General features: G+C 69.9%; 15 protein-coding genes and 1 pseudogene. 9 read left to right on the top strand and 7 right to left on the bottom strand.

The features are described from left to right. The first annotated feature begins 333 nt into the window (after positions 1 to 333). From ACIPC1_RS16495 to ACIPC1_RS16485, 3 genes and pseudogenes are all read left to right on the top strand, one after another. Positions 334 to 870 (top strand): cysteine hydrolase family protein, encoded by a 537-nt coding sequence (locus tag ACIPC1_RS16495; RefSeq protein ID WP_402517419.1) that lies wholly within the window; start codon positions 334 to 336, stop codon positions 868 to 870. Between the two features lie 86 nt (positions 871 to 956). Then, positions 957 to 1,223, top strand: a pseudogene (locus tag ACIPC1_RS16490) (hypothetical protein); the annotation flags it as partial. Next, positions 1,156 to 1,701, top strand: a complete 546-nt coding sequence (locus tag ACIPC1_RS16485) for a hypothetical protein (RefSeq protein ID WP_402517417.1) — start codon at positions 1,156 to 1,158, stop codon at positions 1,699 to 1,701. The pseudogene ACIPC1_RS16490 and the gene ACIPC1_RS16485, both read left to right, overlap by 68 nt. 79 nt (positions 1,702 to 1,780) lie before the next feature. Here ACIPC1_RS16485 and ACIPC1_RS16480 read toward each other — a convergent pair whose 3' ends face one another. From ACIPC1_RS16480 to ACIPC1_RS16455, 6 genes are all read right to left on the bottom strand, one after another. Further along, positions 1,781 to 2,908 carry an enolase C-terminal domain-like protein gene (locus ACIPC1_RS16480; protein WP_402517414.1) on the bottom strand — a complete coding sequence of 376 codons (1,128 nt, stop codon included), beginning with the start codon at positions 2,906 to 2,908 and terminating at the stop codon, positions 1,781 to 1,783. Beyond that, on the bottom strand, positions 2,908 to 4,752 hold the full coding sequence (locus ACIPC1_RS16475; protein WP_402517411.1) for a thiamine pyrophosphate-requiring protein: 1,845 nt from the start codon (positions 4,750 to 4,752) through the stop codon (positions 2,908 to 2,910). The genes ACIPC1_RS16480 and ACIPC1_RS16475 overlap by 1 nt, the downstream gene beginning before the upstream one ends. Beyond that, positions 4,749 to 7,826 carry an FAD-binding and (Fe-S)-binding domain-containing protein gene (locus tag ACIPC1_RS16470; RefSeq protein ID WP_402517409.1) on the bottom strand — a complete coding sequence of 1,026 codons (3,078 nt, stop codon included), beginning with the start codon at positions 7,824 to 7,826 and terminating at the stop codon, positions 4,749 to 4,751. The genes ACIPC1_RS16475 and ACIPC1_RS16470 overlap by 4 nt, the downstream gene beginning before the upstream one ends. A gap of 108 nt (positions 7,827 to 7,934) precedes the next feature. Next, entirely contained in the window at positions 7,935 to 8,483 is a 549-nt protein-coding gene (locus ACIPC1_RS16465; RefSeq protein ID WP_402517407.1) for a type 1 glutamine amidotransferase domain-containing protein, read from the bottom strand. A 261-nt stretch (positions 8,484 to 8,744) separates the two neighbouring features. After that, entirely contained in the window at positions 8,745 to 8,957 is a 213-nt protein-coding gene (locus ACIPC1_RS16460; RefSeq protein ID WP_402517405.1) for a hypothetical protein, read from the bottom strand. Further along, positions 8,954 to 9,103 (bottom strand): hypothetical protein, encoded by a 150-nt coding sequence (locus tag ACIPC1_RS16455; protein ID WP_402517403.1) that lies wholly within the window; start codon positions 9,101 to 9,103, stop codon positions 8,954 to 8,956. The genes ACIPC1_RS16460 and ACIPC1_RS16455 overlap by 4 nt, the downstream gene beginning before the upstream one ends. A gap of 740 nt (positions 9,104 to 9,843) precedes the next feature. Between ACIPC1_RS16455 and ACIPC1_RS16450 the strand changes: the two genes are divergently transcribed. From ACIPC1_RS16450 to ACIPC1_RS16425, 6 genes are read left to right on the top strand one after another with little or no spacing between them, the layout of a single operon-like run. Continuing rightward, the gene (locus ACIPC1_RS16450) at positions 9,844 to 10,026 is read left to right on the top strand and encodes a hypothetical protein (protein ID WP_402517400.1); all 183 of its coding nucleotides are present in this window, start codon (positions 9,844 to 9,846) and stop codon (positions 10,024 to 10,026) included. Further along, positions 10,023 to 10,475 carry an MrpF/PhaF family protein gene (locus ACIPC1_RS16445; RefSeq protein ID WP_402517397.1) on the top strand — a complete coding sequence of 151 codons (453 nt, stop codon included), beginning with the start codon at positions 10,023 to 10,025 and terminating at the stop codon, positions 10,473 to 10,475. Before ACIPC1_RS16450 ends, ACIPC1_RS16445 begins: the two co-directional genes overlap by 4 nt. Beyond that, on the top strand, positions 10,468 to 10,728 hold the full coding sequence (locus ACIPC1_RS16440; RefSeq protein WP_402517396.1) for a Na(+)/H(+) antiporter subunit B: 261 nt from the start codon (positions 10,468 to 10,470) through the stop codon (positions 10,726 to 10,728). Before ACIPC1_RS16445 ends, ACIPC1_RS16440 begins: the two co-directional genes overlap by 8 nt. Further along, on the top strand, positions 10,725 to 11,462 hold the full coding sequence (locus tag ACIPC1_RS16435; protein ID WP_402517395.1) for an MnhB domain-containing protein: 738 nt from the start codon (positions 10,725 to 10,727) through the stop codon (positions 11,460 to 11,462). The genes ACIPC1_RS16440 and ACIPC1_RS16435 overlap by 4 nt, the downstream gene beginning before the upstream one ends. Then, positions 11,462 to 11,809: a sodium:proton antiporter gene (locus ACIPC1_RS16430; protein WP_402517392.1), complete on the top strand. Its 348-nt coding sequence runs from the start codon at positions 11,462 to 11,464 to the stop codon at positions 11,807 to 11,809. Before ACIPC1_RS16435 ends, ACIPC1_RS16430 begins: the two co-directional genes overlap by 1 nt. Then, complete coding sequence (locus tag ACIPC1_RS16425) at positions 11,809 to 13,557, top strand: complex I subunit 5 family protein (RefSeq protein ID WP_402517390.1); 1,749 nt, start codon at positions 11,809 to 11,811, stop codon at positions 13,555 to 13,557. The genes ACIPC1_RS16430 and ACIPC1_RS16425 overlap by 1 nt, the downstream gene beginning before the upstream one ends. 290 nt (positions 13,558 to 13,847) lie before the next feature. Here ACIPC1_RS16425 and ACIPC1_RS16420 read toward each other — a convergent pair whose 3' ends face one another. After that, positions 13,848 to 15,149: an SGNH/GDSL hydrolase family protein gene (locus tag ACIPC1_RS16420; protein ID WP_402517388.1), complete on the bottom strand. Its 1,302-nt coding sequence runs from the start codon at positions 15,147 to 15,149 to the stop codon at positions 13,848 to 13,850. Positions 15,150 to 15,544 lie beyond the last annotated feature (395 nt).

Here is a 15,544-nt window from a genome sequence, read left to right as displayed (position 1 = left end):
AAGCGCACCGAGGCAGGAACGCAACAGACGGGGCACGAAGGCGGCCGCGCGGGTGGTCGGCGTCGGGGAGCTCGGGCCAGTTGTCATGGCTGACGATTCTCCCGGTCTGCGCGCGGCAAACCCGAACATCTCGGGTACGGGAGCCGGCGGGTTCCCCGCAACGGCCCACACACCTTCGCGGGGGTCCGGGAACATCGGGACGGAACTGTCCAGCTGCAAAAGGCCGTCGGCCGCTGATCACCACACCCGCCCCGCCGGGACGTTCGCGGGCGACTTTCCGCGCCGCCTCTCCACAGGACGCGGGGAAACCGTCGGCAGTGCAGGGTGGAAGGCATGGCAAAGACCGCACTCATCGTCATTGACATGATCAACACCTATGACCATGACGACGCCGTCCTGCTGATTCCTTCGGTTGAGGCATCACTGCCCGCCGTGACCAGACTGCTCGACCGCGCACGCCGGCTCGACATTCCGGTGATCTACGTCAACGACAACTTCGGGCAGTGGCGGTCCCATCACGGCGAGATCCTGGAGACCGCCCTACAGGGACCGCACGCCGACCTCGTACGGTCCGTCGCACCCGACGACGCCTCGCTCTTCGTCGTCAAGGCACGGCACTCCGCCTTCTACGAGACTCCGCTCAGCTATCTGCTGGCCCAGCAGGGTGTCGAACACGTCGTGCTGTGCGGGCAGGTCACCGAGCAGTGTGTGCTGTACTCGGCCCTGGACGCACACATCCGCCATCTGAGGGTGACGGTGGCCCGCGACGCGGTGGCCCACATCCACCCGGACCTGGCCGAGGCCGCCCTGCGGATGATGGAACGCAACATGGGAGCGCGTATCTCGACCGCGGACGACGTTCGGTTCTGAGCACCGGCGCCTCGTCCCGGGCCTACCCGTCGGCGGTCGTCGGCTCCGGCACGGGTGCGATCCGGTCGGTGAACCCGCCCTCGTGCGAGGCAAACGTCCGCTCCGGCCGGGTGCTCACCTCGTGGCCGGCCCTGCGCACCGGCATCCGCGACGCGGGCGGCACCCGGGTCGACGAGCAGGTGCAGGTCTGCGACCACGGCCCCCCAACCCTGACCGTCGGCCGCAAGCCGCGCGTTCGGTGCGGGACCATCGGTCGGACGGCGCGCAGAGACCGTCGGCCGACACTTGACGCTCACCGAGTTCGCGCACCAGGTCGTGCCGCTGTCCCGCGTCCAGCACAAGGTCGAGGGTGAACTGCGCTCCCGTGGAGCCGACTTCGGAGCGCGAGACGTCGCCGCCGCCAGGCCGGCGCAGGTGCAGGTCGCCCACTCGCGCGGTCCACACACCGCGATCGTCGCGTCGTGCCTCGCGCGGGGACTGCGTGCCGTACGCGCCAAGCGGGGGGAGGACCACCCGGACCCGGGCCGGTCCCTCCGTCGCCCGCACGCGCCGCAGCAGGACGGGCCGGCCCCGTTCTCCCGGAAAGGCCTGTGCTTCCCGGCACTCCACGATCCCGTCCACTGTGACGCAGCGGCCGCGCCAGATCAGGGAGCCCTCTTCGTCGTGTCCGCCGGGCACGCGGCGGCCCCTCGGTGTGACGGCGCGGAGGCCGACTCCGGCGATGAGGGTGGAAAAGACCGCGTCACCGTGCCGGCGGGGTGCGCACGGCCGGCAGGTCTCTCCGCGCGGGCCGGCCAGTGCCCGCGCTCGCCGTCCGCGAGGAAGGCGTAGTCGTGCGGCGCCTGCGGCGGGCAGGCGTCGTGGGCGGCGGTTTCCGGCGTGGTCATCCTGGTTCCGTTGCTGTTCCTGCCTATCCGGTTCGGTACTTCTCCGCCTGTTCGGCGCGGAGGGTCAAACCGTGGCCGGGTTCGCCGTCGGCACCCGGGCGGATGCTGCCGCCCTGCGGGGCGAGGGTTCCATCGAAGAAGAGGTCCTCGATGCGCACGTGATCGTGGAACCACTCCAGATGGCGCAGGTTGGGGATCGCGGCCGCCGCGTGCGCGTGAACGTGCGGGGCGCAGTGGCCGGAGAGTTCCAGTCCGGCGGCTTCCGCGAGGGCTGCCGCGCGCAGCCAGACGGTGATTCCGCCGCAGCGGGTGGCGTCGGCCTGGAGACAGTCCACCGCTCGGGCGCCGAGCATGTGCCCGAAGTAGGCGAGGGTGTAGCCGTACTCTCCGGCGGTCACCTCTGGTGCGACGGCTGCCCGGATCTGTGCCAGCCCCGCCAAGTCGTCCGAGGAGACGGGCTCCTCGAACCACGTCACACCGTGCGTGTCGAGGTGTCGGGCCATCCGGATCGCCTGTTTGAGGGTGTATGCGCCGTTGGCGTCGACGTAGAGGTGCGACGCGTCGCCGATGCTCCGGCGGGCCTGGGTGATCCGTTCGCGATCTCGCTGCTCGGCCCGGCCCCAGGACTCCCCGATCTTGATCTTCACCCGGGGAATGTCCTGTTCTTCGGCCCACCACCGCAGTTGACGATCCAGCTGGTGCTCGTCGTACGTCGTGAAGCCGCCGCTGCCGTACACGGGCACCTGGGTGCGGCTCGCGCCCAACAGCCGTGTCAGGGGCAGGTCGAGCAGGCGGGCCTTCAGGTCCCACAGGGCGATGTCGACGGCCGAGACGGCGCCGGCGACCAGTCCGGGCCGGCCGGCGTTGCGGACCGCCCTGTTCATCGCCTCGTTGGCGGCGGGGACGTCCCAGGCGCACCGGCCGGTCACGACATCGGCAAGTTGCTGCTCGACGACATGGGCGGTCGCCGCCGCGCCGTAGGTGTACCCGAGTCCTGTGGCGCCGCCCCCGCGGACCTGGACCACGATCATGGCGGTCGAGTCCCAGGCCAGCGTGCCGTCGCCCTCAGGTGCGTCGGTGGGAACCGTGTACACGGCGGTCTCGATCCCCTCGACGAGCGGTTCACTTCCCCGTGCGGTGCGCGGGGCCATCAGTTCTCCCGGCTCTCCTCGGTACCGGGCCTGTCCTGGCGCTGCTTGCCCCCGGGGAGCATTTCCTGCACCTTTGCCTTCAGTCCCTGCCGGATCATGCCGACCCGGTCGCTGTCGCCCTTGGCGACGGCGGAGGCCGCGGCCTCGATCTGGTCGAGACTGGCGTGCGGCGGGATCGGCGGTACGGCGGGGTCGGTCCGGAAGTCGATGACGAACGGCCGGTCGGCGCCGAGCGCCCGCTGCCACGCGTCCTCCACCTCTCCCGGCTTCTCCACCCGCACCCCGCCGAGGCCGATCGAGCGGGCGAAGTCGGCGTACGGCACGTCCGGGAGCGCCTGGGAGGGCAGGAACTGCGGCGCGCCGGACATGGCGCGCATCTCCCAGGTGACCTGGTTGAGGTCCTGGTTGTTGAGGACGGCGATGATCAGCCGCGGGTCCTGCCACTCGGGCCAGTACTTCGCGGCGGTGATGAGTTCGGCCATGCCGTTCATCTGCATGGCTCCGTCGCCGACGATCGCGAGAGCCGGCCGGTCGGGGTGGGCGAACTTGGCGCCGATGACGTACGGCACGCCGGGACCCATGGTGGCGAGCGTGCCGGAGAGCGAGCCGCGCATGTTTCCGCGCATACGCAGGTGCCGTGCATACCAGTTGGCCGCGGAGCCGGAGTCAGCGGCCAGGATCACGTCGTCCGGCAGGAGAGCGTCCAGGCTGTGTACGACGTACTCCGGGTTGATCGGGTCCGCGTCGACGGCCGCACGGCGCTCCATGACCTCCCACCAGCGAGCCGTGTCCTTCTCGATCTTCTCGCGCCACTTGCCGTGCTTCTTCCGCTTCAGCTGCGGCAGCAGGGCCCTGAGCGTCTCCTGCGCGTCACCGACGAGGTTGACCTCGAAGGGGTAACGCAGCCCGACCATGAAGGGGTCGATGTCGATCTGCACGGCGCGGGCCTGGCCGAACTCCGGCAGAAACTGCGTGTACGGGAAGCTTGAGCCGATGACGAGCAGGGTGTCGCAGTCCTGCATCAGCTCGTAGGAGGGACGGGTGCCGAGCAGGCCGATCGAACCGGTCACGTACGGCAGATCGTCCGACAGGGCGTCCTTGCCCAGCAGGGCCTTGGCCACCCCGGCGCCGAGCGCGTCGGCGATCTCCTCCACCTCGGCCCGTGCACCGCGCGCGCCCTGCCCGATCAGGATCGCGACCTTCTCGCCCGCGTCCAGCACCTCGACGGCGCGCGCGAGGTCCACCTCGGCCGGGACCGGCGCGGAGTGTGTCAGGCCGAGGCTGGACGGCACCATCTTGAAGGCGTGGGTGGGTGCCGAGTAGTCCAGTTCCTGCACGTCGGCGGGGATGATGACCGCGGTCACCGTGCGCTTGGCGTACGCGGTGCGCATGGCGCGGTCGATGACGTTGGGCAGCTGTTCAGGGACGGTCACCATCTCGCAGTACTCGGAGGCGACGTCCTTGTACAGGCTCAGCAGGTCGACTTCCTGCTGATAGGAGCCGCCCATGGCACTGCGGTTGGTCTGTCCGACGATCGCGACGACCGGAACATGGTCGAGCTTCGCGTCGTAGAGACCGTTGAGGAGGTGGATCGCTCCGGGGCCCGAAGTCGCGGCGCAGACGCCGACCTTGCCGGAGAACTTCGCGTATCCGACGGCCTCGAACGCGGACATCTCCTCGTGCCGCGACTGGACGAACTTCGGCTTGTTGTCGGATCGTCCCCAGGCGGCGAGGAGGCCGTTGATGCCGTCGCCGGCGTAGGCGAAGACGTGGTCGACGTCCCATTCGCGGAGCCGCTGGAGAACGTAGTCGGACACCTTGATGGACACGGGGATTCCTTTCATCGCGCGGATTGTCGATTGCGGAGCCGATAGGCCCCGGCCGCCACCGCTCCGAGGAGAGCGGCTGCTGCGCCGGCGGCCAGCAGGCGACCGTCACGGGCGGAACCCTCGGGCCGGTCCGCGAGCTTCTCGGGGTGGTCGGCGGGCAGGTGCTGTTCGTCCATGGCGAGTACCAGGGCCTCGGCCAGGTGCAGCGCGCGTCGGCCGACGCCGCCCTGTTCGATCTGGGTACGGCAGCTGAAACCGTCCGCGAGGACCAGCGCACCGGGGGCGGTCTCCCGCACGGCGGGCAGCACCCCTTGCTCCGCCACCGCCATGGACAGGCCGTAATGGCCCCGTTCGAAGCCGAAGTTGCCGGCCAGGCCGCAGCAGCCGGCGTCCAGAACACGGGCGTCGATCCCGGCGCGCCGCATCAGTTCGCGGTCGGCGTCGTCCTTCGTCACCGCGTGCTGGTGGCAGTGGGTCTGCACGGTCGCCGACCTGGTGAGCGACGGGGGCTGCCAGCCTTCCGGGACGTGGTGGAGGAGTTGCTCGGCGAAAGTCCGAAACTGCCCGGCCAGTCGTTGGACGTCCTGGTCGTCGGGCATCAACTCGGGGGCGTCGGCGCGGAAGACGGCCGTACAGGACGGTTCGAGGCCCACGACGGGCGTGCCGGCCTCCAGCCAGGGCCGCAGCACGTCGAGCGTACGGCGCAACACTCGTTCGGCTGTGGTGAGTTGGCCGGTAGAGATCCAGGTGAGACCGCAGCACACGGCCCGGGTCGGCACGGCGACATTGAATCCGGCGGACTCCAGGACCCGGACCGCGGACTTGGCGACGTTGGGGTGGAAGTAGGTACTGAAGGTGTCCGGCCACAGCAGGACGGTGCGCGGGTCCGCCGGATCGGGTTCCGCGCTGCTCCGCGCCTGCCACCACTCAATGAAGGACTCCTCGGCGAAGACGGGCGCATCGCGCTCCGCGGCCACGCCGGCCAGGCGCTTGCCCAGGCCGGCGATGCCTGGAGCGGCGAGCGCGGCGTTGACCAGTCGTGGTACCGGCCGGGACAGCCGCGCCCACACCGGCAGCCAGCCCATGGAGTAGTGCGCCGCCGGGCGCAGCCGTCCCTCGTAGTGGTGGGAGAGGAACTCGGCCTTGTAAGTCGCCATGTCCACGCCGACGGGGCAGTCGGACTTGCAGCCCTTGCAGGCGAGGCAGAGGTCCAGGGCGTCGCGGACCTCGGTGGAGCGCCAGCCGTCGGTGATGGCGGAGTCCGTGTGCCCGTCGAGCATCTCGAACAGCAGGCGGGCCCGCCCGCGGGTGGAGTGTTCCTCCTCGCCGGTCGCCCGGTAGGAGGGACACATCACGCCACCCTCGTGCGTACGGCAGTTGCCGATACCGACGCAGCGCAGCACCGCCCGGTCGAAGGAGTGGTCGTCGTCCGGATAGCTGAAGTGCGTGTCGTGGCTGTGCGGGCGCCACAGGGGTCCCAGGCGCAAGTTCTCGTCCACGCGGTACGGGTCGACGACCTTGCCGGGATTCATCCGGTTGTCCGGGTCGAACAGGGCTTTCACCTGCCCGAAGGCGGCCACCACGTCCTCCCCGAACATCCGGGGCAGCAGCTCGCCGCGTGCCTGCCCGTCGCCGTGCTCACCGGAGAGCGAACCTCCGTAGGAGGCCACCAGGTCCGCGGCCCGGAAGAGGAACTCCCGGAAGTTCGCGACGCCTTGGGCGGTGGTGAGTTCGAAGGGGATACGGGTGTGTACGCAGCCCTGTCCGAAGTGCCCGTACAGGGAGGGGTGTTCGTAGCCGAAGGCGGCGAAGAGCCTCTTCAGGTCGCGCAGATAGTCGCCGAGCACCTCGGGCGCAACGGCCGAGTCCTCCCAGCCCTCCCAGGTCTCCCGGCCGTCGGGCGGCCGTGCGGTGACCCCGAGGCCGGCCTCGCGGGCCTTGAGCATCTGGCGTTCGCGCGCCGGGTCCTCGGAGAACGCCACCGTCGGGTCGTCTTCGCCGCGTCCGAGCGCCCGGATCAACTGGTGGCCCTGCTCGTCGACTTCGTCCTGGCTTTCCCCGGTGAACTGGACCAGGAGCCAGCTCTCGCCTTCCGGGAGCTCGTGCAGCGAGTCGAGATAGGCGCCTTCCTCGCGCATCAGTTGGGCCATCCGCCCGTCGAGGGCCTCCAGTTGCGTCGGGCTGCTGTGTTTCAGCAGCCGTGGCACGTCGTCGGCGGCGGTGCAGATGTCGTCGTAGCCGAGGACGAGGAGGGCTTCGTGCGGCGGGAGCGGCACCACGTCCAGTTCGGCGCGCAGCACGGTCACGAGGGTGCCCTCGCTGCCCACGAGCGCCCGGGCGACGTCGAATCCGTTCTCGGGCAGCAGCGAGTCCAGGTTGTATCCGGAGACCCTCCGCGGGATACGGGGGAACCCGCGCCGTACGTCTGCCATGGTGCGGTCGATGATCTGCCGCAGCCCCTGATGGATCTCGGCCCGCCGCCCGCCGTCGGCGAGGATCTCGTCGTACTCGTCGTCGGAGGTGGAACCGACCCAGCACCTGGTGCCGTCGTAGGTCAGGATCTCCAGGCGCCGGACGTTGTCCACGGTCTTGCCGTACGCCTGGGCTGATCCGCCGCACGAGTTGTTGCCGATCATGCCGCCCAGGGAGCAGTGGCTGTGGGTGGACGGTTTGGGTCCGAACTGGAGCCCGTGGTCGGACAGTTGGCGGTTGAGTTCGTCCAGCACGATGCCCGGTTCCACCACGCACGTGCGCTGGGCGGCGTCGATCGACAGCACCTTGTTGCAGTATTTCGTCCAGTCGATGACCACGGCGGTGTTGGTGCACTGGCCGCCCAGGCTCGTCCCGCCCCCTCGGGAGAGCACCGGCGCCCCGAATTCGGCGCACACCGCCACCGCGTCGGCGCCGGCCTCGATCGTGCGCGGGACCACTACCCCGATCGGCACCTGCCGGTAGTTCGAGCCGTCCGTCGCATAGGCGCCCCGGCTGCCCGCGTCGAACCGCACCTCGGCGTCGGCCCGCGCGCGGAGCGCCTTCTCCAGGGCACGCGTGTCCAGCACCGTCTCCGGTCCTTGTGCCTCGACCACCATCGACTCCCCTCTACGGACGCCCCGACGCCGCTCGGATGCCGTGGGACGGGTTCCCGGTGATCGCGGGGGCTAACGTCAGGTCGGGGATCGGAGGGGTTGCACGAGTCATCACGCCGGCTTCCTGGCCTTGGCGAACTCGATGAGGAAGGCTTCGCAGAACGCCTTCAGGTCGTCTGGCCTGCGACTGGTGACCAGTGTGTTGGGACCGTGGCCGCAGATACGTACCTGTTCGTCGACCCAGGTCCCGCCCGCGTTGCGGATGTCCGTGCGCAGACTCGGCCACGAGGTCAGCGTGCGGCCCGAGACCACGTCCGCCTCGACCAGCGTCCACGGAGCGTGGCAGATCGCGGCGACCGGACGGCCCAGGTCGAAGAAGGCACGTACGAACGACACGGCGTCCTCGTCGGTGCGCAGCAGGTCGGGATTGGCGACCCCGCCCGGGAGGACAAGGCCGTCGAACGTCTCGGCCGGCGCCTCGCGCACCACCAGCTGCACGGGAAACACGTCTGCCTTGTCCAGATGGTCGAACGCCTGGATCTGCCCCGGCTCCGTCGACACGAGGACCGGCTCGTGGCCCTGTTCGGTGGCCGCCTGCCACGGCTCGGTCAGTTCGATCTGCTCGACGCCTTCGGGCGCCATCAGGAATGCGATGCGCATGGTGATCGATCTCCTTGTGCGGTTTGCCATGTGGTCTGGTCCTGGGCCGGTTTTCCACCTGTCCCGGCCGCCCGGCGGCAGCGCGGCAGCTCCTCCCCGTACGGCAGCAGCACGCACACGCCGATCCGGCGCCGATCCCGGCGGCGATGCCCGCGAGATGTCCGCGCGAGGGTGGTCGTCGGCGCGGCACGATCCGCCGGCCGCTCGGGTCCGAACGTCCGCCGTTCAGAAGGCACTCGGCCTGATCTCTGTGCGGGCACATCAGGGAGGTGAGCGCGCGAGGGGCAGGGATCCGAGAAAGCGGTGGATGTGCTGCTCGATCCGGGTGCGCCGGTGCGTCACCCCGTCGGCCGGGCCCGGCGTGAACCAGCCGGGAAGGAGCCCGTACAGGAGGTGGTGGGTCGTCGCGTCGCCGACGTCGGATCCCGAACGCGGGACGGCGATCCCGGCGACCCGGCTGCGTTGGCCACTCATGCCTTCGCCTCCCAGTAGAGGATCTGTTCGGCCGGTCCCGTGCAGGTGTGGAGCGAGGTCACACGGTTCTCCCCGGCGTTGGAGCGTTCGAGCGTGCGAGTCGGGCGAAGGCCGGACGGCGCGGCGATCTCGATCTCCCGCACCACATCCACATCTCCCGCACCACATCCGCCTGAGCACCCCAGGTCACCGGGCCGTCACCGTCAGCAGCGGCGACAACGGCCCGCGACGCTTTGCCCGGATCTTCAGGCATGGCTATCGCGTACCCGAGGACGGGACGCCGACACAGAGGTTTGTCCCCTCAGTCCGAGGACACCCGCATTCCGCCACCGTGCACCTTTCCGGAGAAGGACATGCCATGGCAGTGCTCGCCATGCTCATCCCGCCCCTGATGCTCGGCCTGCTGCTCGCACTGGGGAGATACGAGGAACTGCTGCTCGCGGAGCAGGACACCGCCCGACCGGCACCGGCCGCCGCCCCGACCGAGCCCGTCCCGACAGGGAGTCCCGCACCCTCGCCCCGAATCCCTGCCCCGTCGATCGCACACGGCTCTCCCCAGCTTCTCGACGCCGGCCCGCCTCAGGTTCTTCGGCGACATGACGCAGAGCAGCAGCACCGCCAAGCAGCTCGACATCTCACAGAGGCGCGCCTCCCGTCCGATCAGCCTCTGCTGCGACCGACTGCGTGATCAGGTGATGCGGAGCGCGACCTGAGACCCCCTGCGTGCCACTCGCCATCTCCGTGACCGGTTTCCTTTCGCCCTCTCAGGGCACTTCGGATGCCAGGTCATCGCGCGCCGCCACCCGGTGGAGGAGCAGCGATGCTTGGATGACGAAACCGAAATAACCAGTCAAATGCGGTGAGTTGGTCTCGGCGGAGGTGCCATGTGAACCGGCGTAAGGCACTCTTCGGCGCGGGCGAGGTCCTGGCATGGTGGGCCGTCCTCGCCCTGTTGTGGCTGGTCTTCATCAGCGCGGTGGACACACTGGAACTCGTGGTGGGCGCGTCCGCCGCGCTGGTCGGCGCGTTCGCCGCGTGGGGTGCGCGTCGGGCGGTGAGCCAGTGGTGAACGGCTGGACCGTCGCCGCGACGGCCGCGCTCGCCGCGGGAGTCGGGGCCACGGTCTGGGGCGTCGCCACGGGCCCGCTGCGGCGCCGGGTCGTGGCCCAGAACCTGTCCACATCGCTGGCCTGTCCCACCCTGCTCCTCCTGTCCCAGGGCTACGACCGTCCGTCGTACGTCGATGTCGCCCTGCTCCTGGCCCTGCTGGGCCCCGTCGGCACCCTCGTCTTCGCGCGGCTGCTCGCGGAGGACCTGGCGAAGGATCCCCCGCAGGCATGGGGACTCACGTACACGGTCGCGGCATTCGGTGCCGCCGTCGTGGTCGCCGTGTGCGTAGCCACGGGGCCGGGCCGTGCGCTGGTGAAACTCCTGGTCGTCGGCGCCCTGTTGATCGGCGGGAACCTCACCGCGTCCCGTGCCCTGTCCGGCGGCTTCGCGGGGAGCCGACGTGAATGATCCGCTGATCGTCGTGGCGCTGCTGCTGGTCGCCGCGTCCGCGACCGCCGCCGTGGCTACCCGCGACCCCTCGCGGCAGGCGCTCGTCCTGGCCGTCCTCGGAACGGTCCTGGCCGTTCTGTTCACCGTGCTCCAGGCCCCCGACGTGGCACTCTCCCAGCTGGCCGTGGGCTCCGCTCTCACTCCCCTGCTGCTGATGCTGTCCGTACGCAAGGTCCGACGGCCGAAACGGCGGAAGGAAACGCAGCGATGACCCGGCAGGTGCGGCTGATCGTCATGGCTATCGGCGGTACGGGCCTCGCGGCGCTGCTGGTCGCCGCCTGCTTCGATCTGCCGGGCTTCGGCGGGGACCGACACCCGTACGGGGACCGGGTGGTACGTGCCTCCCTCGCCCGGCACACCGCGAACACGATCGCCTCCGTCAACTTCGACCAGCGCGCCTTCGACACCCTCGGCGAGATGAGCATCCTCTTCGCGTCCGTCCTCGGCACCGTCGTCCTGCTGCGCCAGACCCGCGACGAACACCGCGCCGCGCCCGAACCCGAGGAGGTCGCGCTCCCCGTACGCCGGTACGCGCTCCTCGTCCTCCCCGTCGCCGTCCTCACCGGCCTGTACGTGATCGCGCACGGCCAGCTCAGCCCGGGCGGCGGCTTCCAGGGCGGCGTCGTCGTGGCGACCGCCCTGCACCTGCTCTACCTGGGCGCCGACTACCGCGCCCTGGAGCGCATCCGACCGGTCGGCTCCTACCAGGTCGTCGACGCCCTGGCGGCCTCCGCCTACCTCGTACTGGGCCTCTCCGGACTCGTCGCCGGCACCGCCTTCCTCTCCAACTTCCTCCCGTACGGCACCTTCAACACCCTGTCCTCGGGCGGCACCGTCCCGCTGCTGAACGCGGCCATCGGCATGGAGGTCACCTGCGCGGTCGTCGTACTGCTCGCCCGTTTCCTGGATCAGGCCGTGGAGATCGAGAAGGGAGACGGGAACTGATGTCGGTGCTGCCGTACCTCGTCGCCGCCTGGGTGTTCCTCGTCGGCTGCTACGGGCTGGTGACCAGCCGGAACCTCATCCACGCCGTGGGCTGCCTGGCGGTCTGCCAGTCCGCCACCTACGTCCTGTTGCTGGCCGTCGGCTACCGCGACGGCGGCACCGCACCCGTCTTCTCCGACCTGAAGCCCGGCTCCCGCCCTGTGGTCGACCCGGTGGTCCAAGCTCTCGCCCTCACCGACGTGGTCGTGGGCGCCACGGTGACCGCCGTGCTGCTCGCCCTCGTCCTACAGATCGCCAAACTCCACGGCACGGTCGACCCCGACGAACTCTCGGAGCTGCGCGGCTGATGCACCACCTCCTGCCGGTACTCGTCACCGCCCCTCTACTCGGAGCCACTCTCCTCGTCGCCGGCGGGCGCCATCTGTCCCGCGTCGCCGCCGAGACGGTGGGCTGTGTCTTCGCCGGGGGCACGGCAGGACTCGCGATCCTGCTGCTCCTCAACTCCTCGCCGCCCATGACCGAATGGGTGGGCGGCTGGACTCCCGAAGGCGGCGAGAGCGTCGGGATCGTTCTCGTCGGGGACGGAGCCGGGCTGGGCATGGCCACGCTCGCCTCGCTGCTGACGGTGGCGGCGCTGGCGTACTCCTGGCACTACTTCGACGAACCACCCCGTCGCCACGCGGGCTCCTTCCCCGCCCTGATGCTGCTCTTCCAGGGCGGCATGTGCGGTTTCTCGATCGCGGGGGACCTGTTCGACGCCTTCGTGTTCTTCGAGTTGATGAGCGTGGTGGCGTACGCACTGACCGGTCATCGCGTCGAGGAAGCAAAGGCCGTACAGGGCGCGTTGTCCTTCGGGATCCTCAACTCCCTTGGCGCGTACGCCATGTTGATGGGCATCGGCCTGCTGTACGCGCGTACCGGCGAACTCGCCATGGTGAAGATCGGCCAGGGTCTCGACCAGCACGGCGGTCCCGACGCCCTCACCCTCGCGGCCTTTGTACTGGTCCTGACCGGCCTGCTGGTGAAGGCCGCGGCCGTACCGTTCCACTTCTGGCTACCCGACGCACACGCGGTCGCGCCCACACCCGTATGCATGCTGCTGTCCGGGGTGATGGTCGAACTCGGCGCCTACGGCGTCTGGCGGGTCTACCGGACCGTCTTCTCCGGCCCGGGCGGCATCCCGGCGTCCGACCTGGAGCGTGGCCTCGTCGTCCTCGGTGTGCTGACCGCCGTGGTCGGCGCGGTCATGTGCTGGCACCAGCGGCACATCAAACGGCTGCTGGCCTACTCCACCGTCGCCCACATGGGACTCTTCCTCATCGGGATCGGCAGCCTCAGCCCCGAGGCCGACGACGGGGTCGCGCTGTACATCCTGGGCCACGCCGGCGTGAAGGCCGCCCTGTTCGCCTGCACCGGCGTCCTCCTCGACCGGTACGGCTCGGTGGACGAACACACCCTGCACGGGCGCGCCCACAAGCTGCGCGGAGTCGCCGTGCTCTACGTCGTCGGCGCACTGAGCCTCGCCGGCCTGCCGCCCCTCGGCATCGGGCTCGGGAAAGCCGTGATCGAGGAGACACTCAGCGGCCCGATGACCGCGCTGTTCGTCGCCGTGTCGGCGGTGACCGCGGGCGCGGTGCTCCGGGTCGCCGCACGGGTGTTCTTCGGACTCGGACCCCAGACCGGCGACGATTCCTCGTACGAGACCACCGGCACGGGGGAGGAACCGGAGACCCGGCACCGGCTGAACCGGGTGCCGGACACGATGACCGCGGTCCCCGCCGTGCTCCTCGTCGCGTCCCTCGCCGTGGGAGCGGTACCCGGCTTCGCCACCGAGGTCGGACACGCGGTATCCGGCGGGGCCGCCCCCACGCCGCACTGGACCCCCGCCGGGACACTCCTCGGCCTCACCTCGACGCTGCTGGCCCTCGGCCTTGCCACCCTCGCCGTGACCCGCCCGAAGCTGCTCCGTGAGCGGTCATGGACGGCTCCCCTACGACGCCTACAGTCCGGTCACGTCGGCGACTACGTGGCCTGGATGCTGGCGGGCACGACCCTCCTGGCATCGCTGACCCTGCCGGGCATCCTCAACGGCTGAACAGATCGCGGACGCGGATCGAGAAAACTGACGCCGAGTTCGACCCATGACATCATCAGCGACGCGGTGCAGCAGCTTCGGGCATTCATACAAGCCATCCGCCAGTGAGTTCCTCCAAGGATGCTTCCCTGAGAGCACATCACCCTAGGGCTGACCACGAGTTCGCGGTGGATTCCCCGGCCGGGGTGAGGGTGTGAGGATCTCGTGGGAGGCCGCACGCCTGGACGCGCCCGACCCACGGTGTCCCGATTGGCGATCAGCAGGTCGGCGCCCGCGTTGTCCGCGGCCGCTTACTTGCCGTTGGCGTGCGCGCGCAGCATGACGGTGGAACTCGCGGGCGGCGTGCTCGTGGAGTCGAAGAGGCTGAGGTTCACCGCGTCCGCGATGGCCTGTAGGCCCGCCTCGTTGGGGTGCAGGTGGTCACCGCTGTCGTACGCGGGCAGGAGGTAGGTGGGGTTGGCCGGGTCGTGGGTGGCGGTGTCCTGGTCCACCACGCCGTCACAGCCGCTGCCCGAGCCGCGGATGAACGCGTTGACCGCCTCACGTGCGGTCTCGCCGGTCTGCGTCCAGTAGCTCGCGCCCTGGTAGGGAGTGAGGGTCGAGCACAGGAACAGCAGGCCCGCCGAGTGCGCCCTGGAGATCAACTGCTGGATTCCGGTGATGAGTTGAGCCGAGGTCGGTGGCGGGTTCGTGCTGCCCAGGTCGTTGATCGGGTCGTCCGAGAAAATCACCCAGCGCACTCCGGACTGGCCGACAACGTCCCGGTCGAAGCGGTTCAGCGCGCTCTGCCCGGCACCGTCGACGAGCAGCCTGTTGCCACTGATGCCCTGGTTGAGGACTCCGACCGTACGACCGCTGTTCTGCAGGCGGACCGCCAGGTCGTTGGGCCAGCGCCGGTTGTCGTCCGAGGCGGAGGCGACGCCGTCGGTGAGGGACGCGCCGAGGGTGACCAGCGAGCCTGTGGCGGCAGTGTTCTGCACGTCCAGGTTGGTGAGGAAGGAGTAACTGCCGTTGGTGACAGCTCCGCTGAGGGTGGCGCTGGCGCTGACATTGCCGTTGGCCACGTAATTGGTCTGGTTGCCCTGCTGGTGGTACGTCGCCGAACCGGTGGAGTTGGGCAGATAGAAGCTGACAGCCACGTCGGACAGCGCCGCCACCGTGAACGCGGTGGAGTCGCTGACCGCCGACTGGCCCGCGGCGATGGTCACCGAGGTCTGGCCACCGAAGGTCACCGCCTTGTCGGTGCCGGTGTTCACCGACGAGCCCGAGCTGCGCTGCGCCACGTGCACGTTCTGCACGGTCAGCGGCGCGGTGCCGAAGACGTTGGAGATCCGTACCTGGGCCGAGGTGCCGCCGATGCTGGTGTGCACAATCTGCCGGAGTGTCTGGTTGGCGTACGAGGGGCCGCCACTCTGCGGCGACACCGACCAGCTGCCGTTCCAGCCGTCGGCGACAGGTGTGGCGGCCGGCGAGGCGGGGGGCTTGCCGGCGGCGGACGCCCAGGGCATGGGCATGAGGGCGAACGTACCGATGGCCAGCGCGGCGGCCGCGAGGACCGCCTCACGTTTGATGGAGCGCGCGTGTCGTCGCAAGGGGGTCATCCTGAGGTGGGGGGAGGAGGACGCCTGGACTGTATTGCGACCACAGGGGCCACGCCAATCCCCTTGCAGGCGTGACAGTTCCGATGACTGCGCCGAGGTACGCCCCTCCGGGTGCCCTTTCCGCGCTCGAAGCCGTCCGACACCGCTCGGACATCGGAGGTATGAACCGCCGCGAGCTGTCCGATGCCACCCGTCAGGTGCGGGCGCCCGGGGGGGGCCGGGGAAGGTGAGGGTGATGCGCGGCCCGCCTGCCGCCCGGTGTTGTTCTGCCTGGTCAGAGCACATGCGACCAGTTCCACCGTGACACCCTGTGTCATCCGGAACAGGAAGGCGCGACCGGCGTGCGGAACGCATCACGTTAACGGCAGAGCCGGGTCCGCTGGGGT

This window comes from Streptomyces sp. NPDC087263 (genome assembly GCF_044744645.1).
Taxonomy (GTDB): Bacteria; Actinomycetota; Actinomycetes; order Streptomycetales; family Streptomycetaceae; genus Streptomyces.
Note: the sequence above shows the minus strand (reverse complement) of the source record. Positions and strands in the feature narration are given on the sequence as shown.

Bases quoted from the DNA above. Each gene is read 5' to 3' on its own strand.
- ACIPC1_RS16495 (WP_402517419.1), top strand. From the start codon at position 334: ATGGCAAAGACCGCACTCATCGTCATTGACATGATCAACACCTATGAC.
- ACIPC1_RS16480 (WP_402517414.1), bottom strand. From the start codon at position 2,908: ATGGCCCCGCGCACCGCACGGGGAAGTGAACCGCTCGTCGAGGGGATC.
- ACIPC1_RS16430 (WP_402517392.1), top strand. From the start codon at position 11,462: ATGTCGGTGCTGCCGTACCTCGTCGCCGCCTGGGTGTTCCTCGTCGGC.
- ACIPC1_RS16475 (WP_402517411.1), bottom strand. From the start codon at position 4,752: ATGAAAGGAATCCCCGTGTCCATCAAGGTGTCCGACTACGTTCTCCAG.
- ACIPC1_RS16425 (WP_402517390.1), top strand. From the start codon at position 11,809: ATGCACCACCTCCTGCCGGTACTCGTCACCGCCCCTCTACTCGGAGCC.
- ACIPC1_RS16465 (WP_402517407.1), bottom strand. From the start codon at position 8,483: ATGCGCATCGCATTCCTGATGGCGCCCGAAGGCGTCGAGCAGATCGAA.
- ACIPC1_RS16435 (WP_402517395.1), top strand. From the start codon at position 10,725: ATGACCCGGCAGGTGCGGCTGATCGTCATGGCTATCGGCGGTACGGGC.
- ACIPC1_RS16460 (WP_402517405.1), bottom strand. From the start codon at position 8,957: ATGAGTGGCCAACGCAGCCGGGTCGCCGGGATCGCCGTCCCGCGTTCG.
- ACIPC1_RS16470 (WP_402517409.1), bottom strand. From the start codon at position 7,826: ATGGTGGTCGAGGCACAAGGACCGGAGACGGTGCTGGACACGCGTGCC.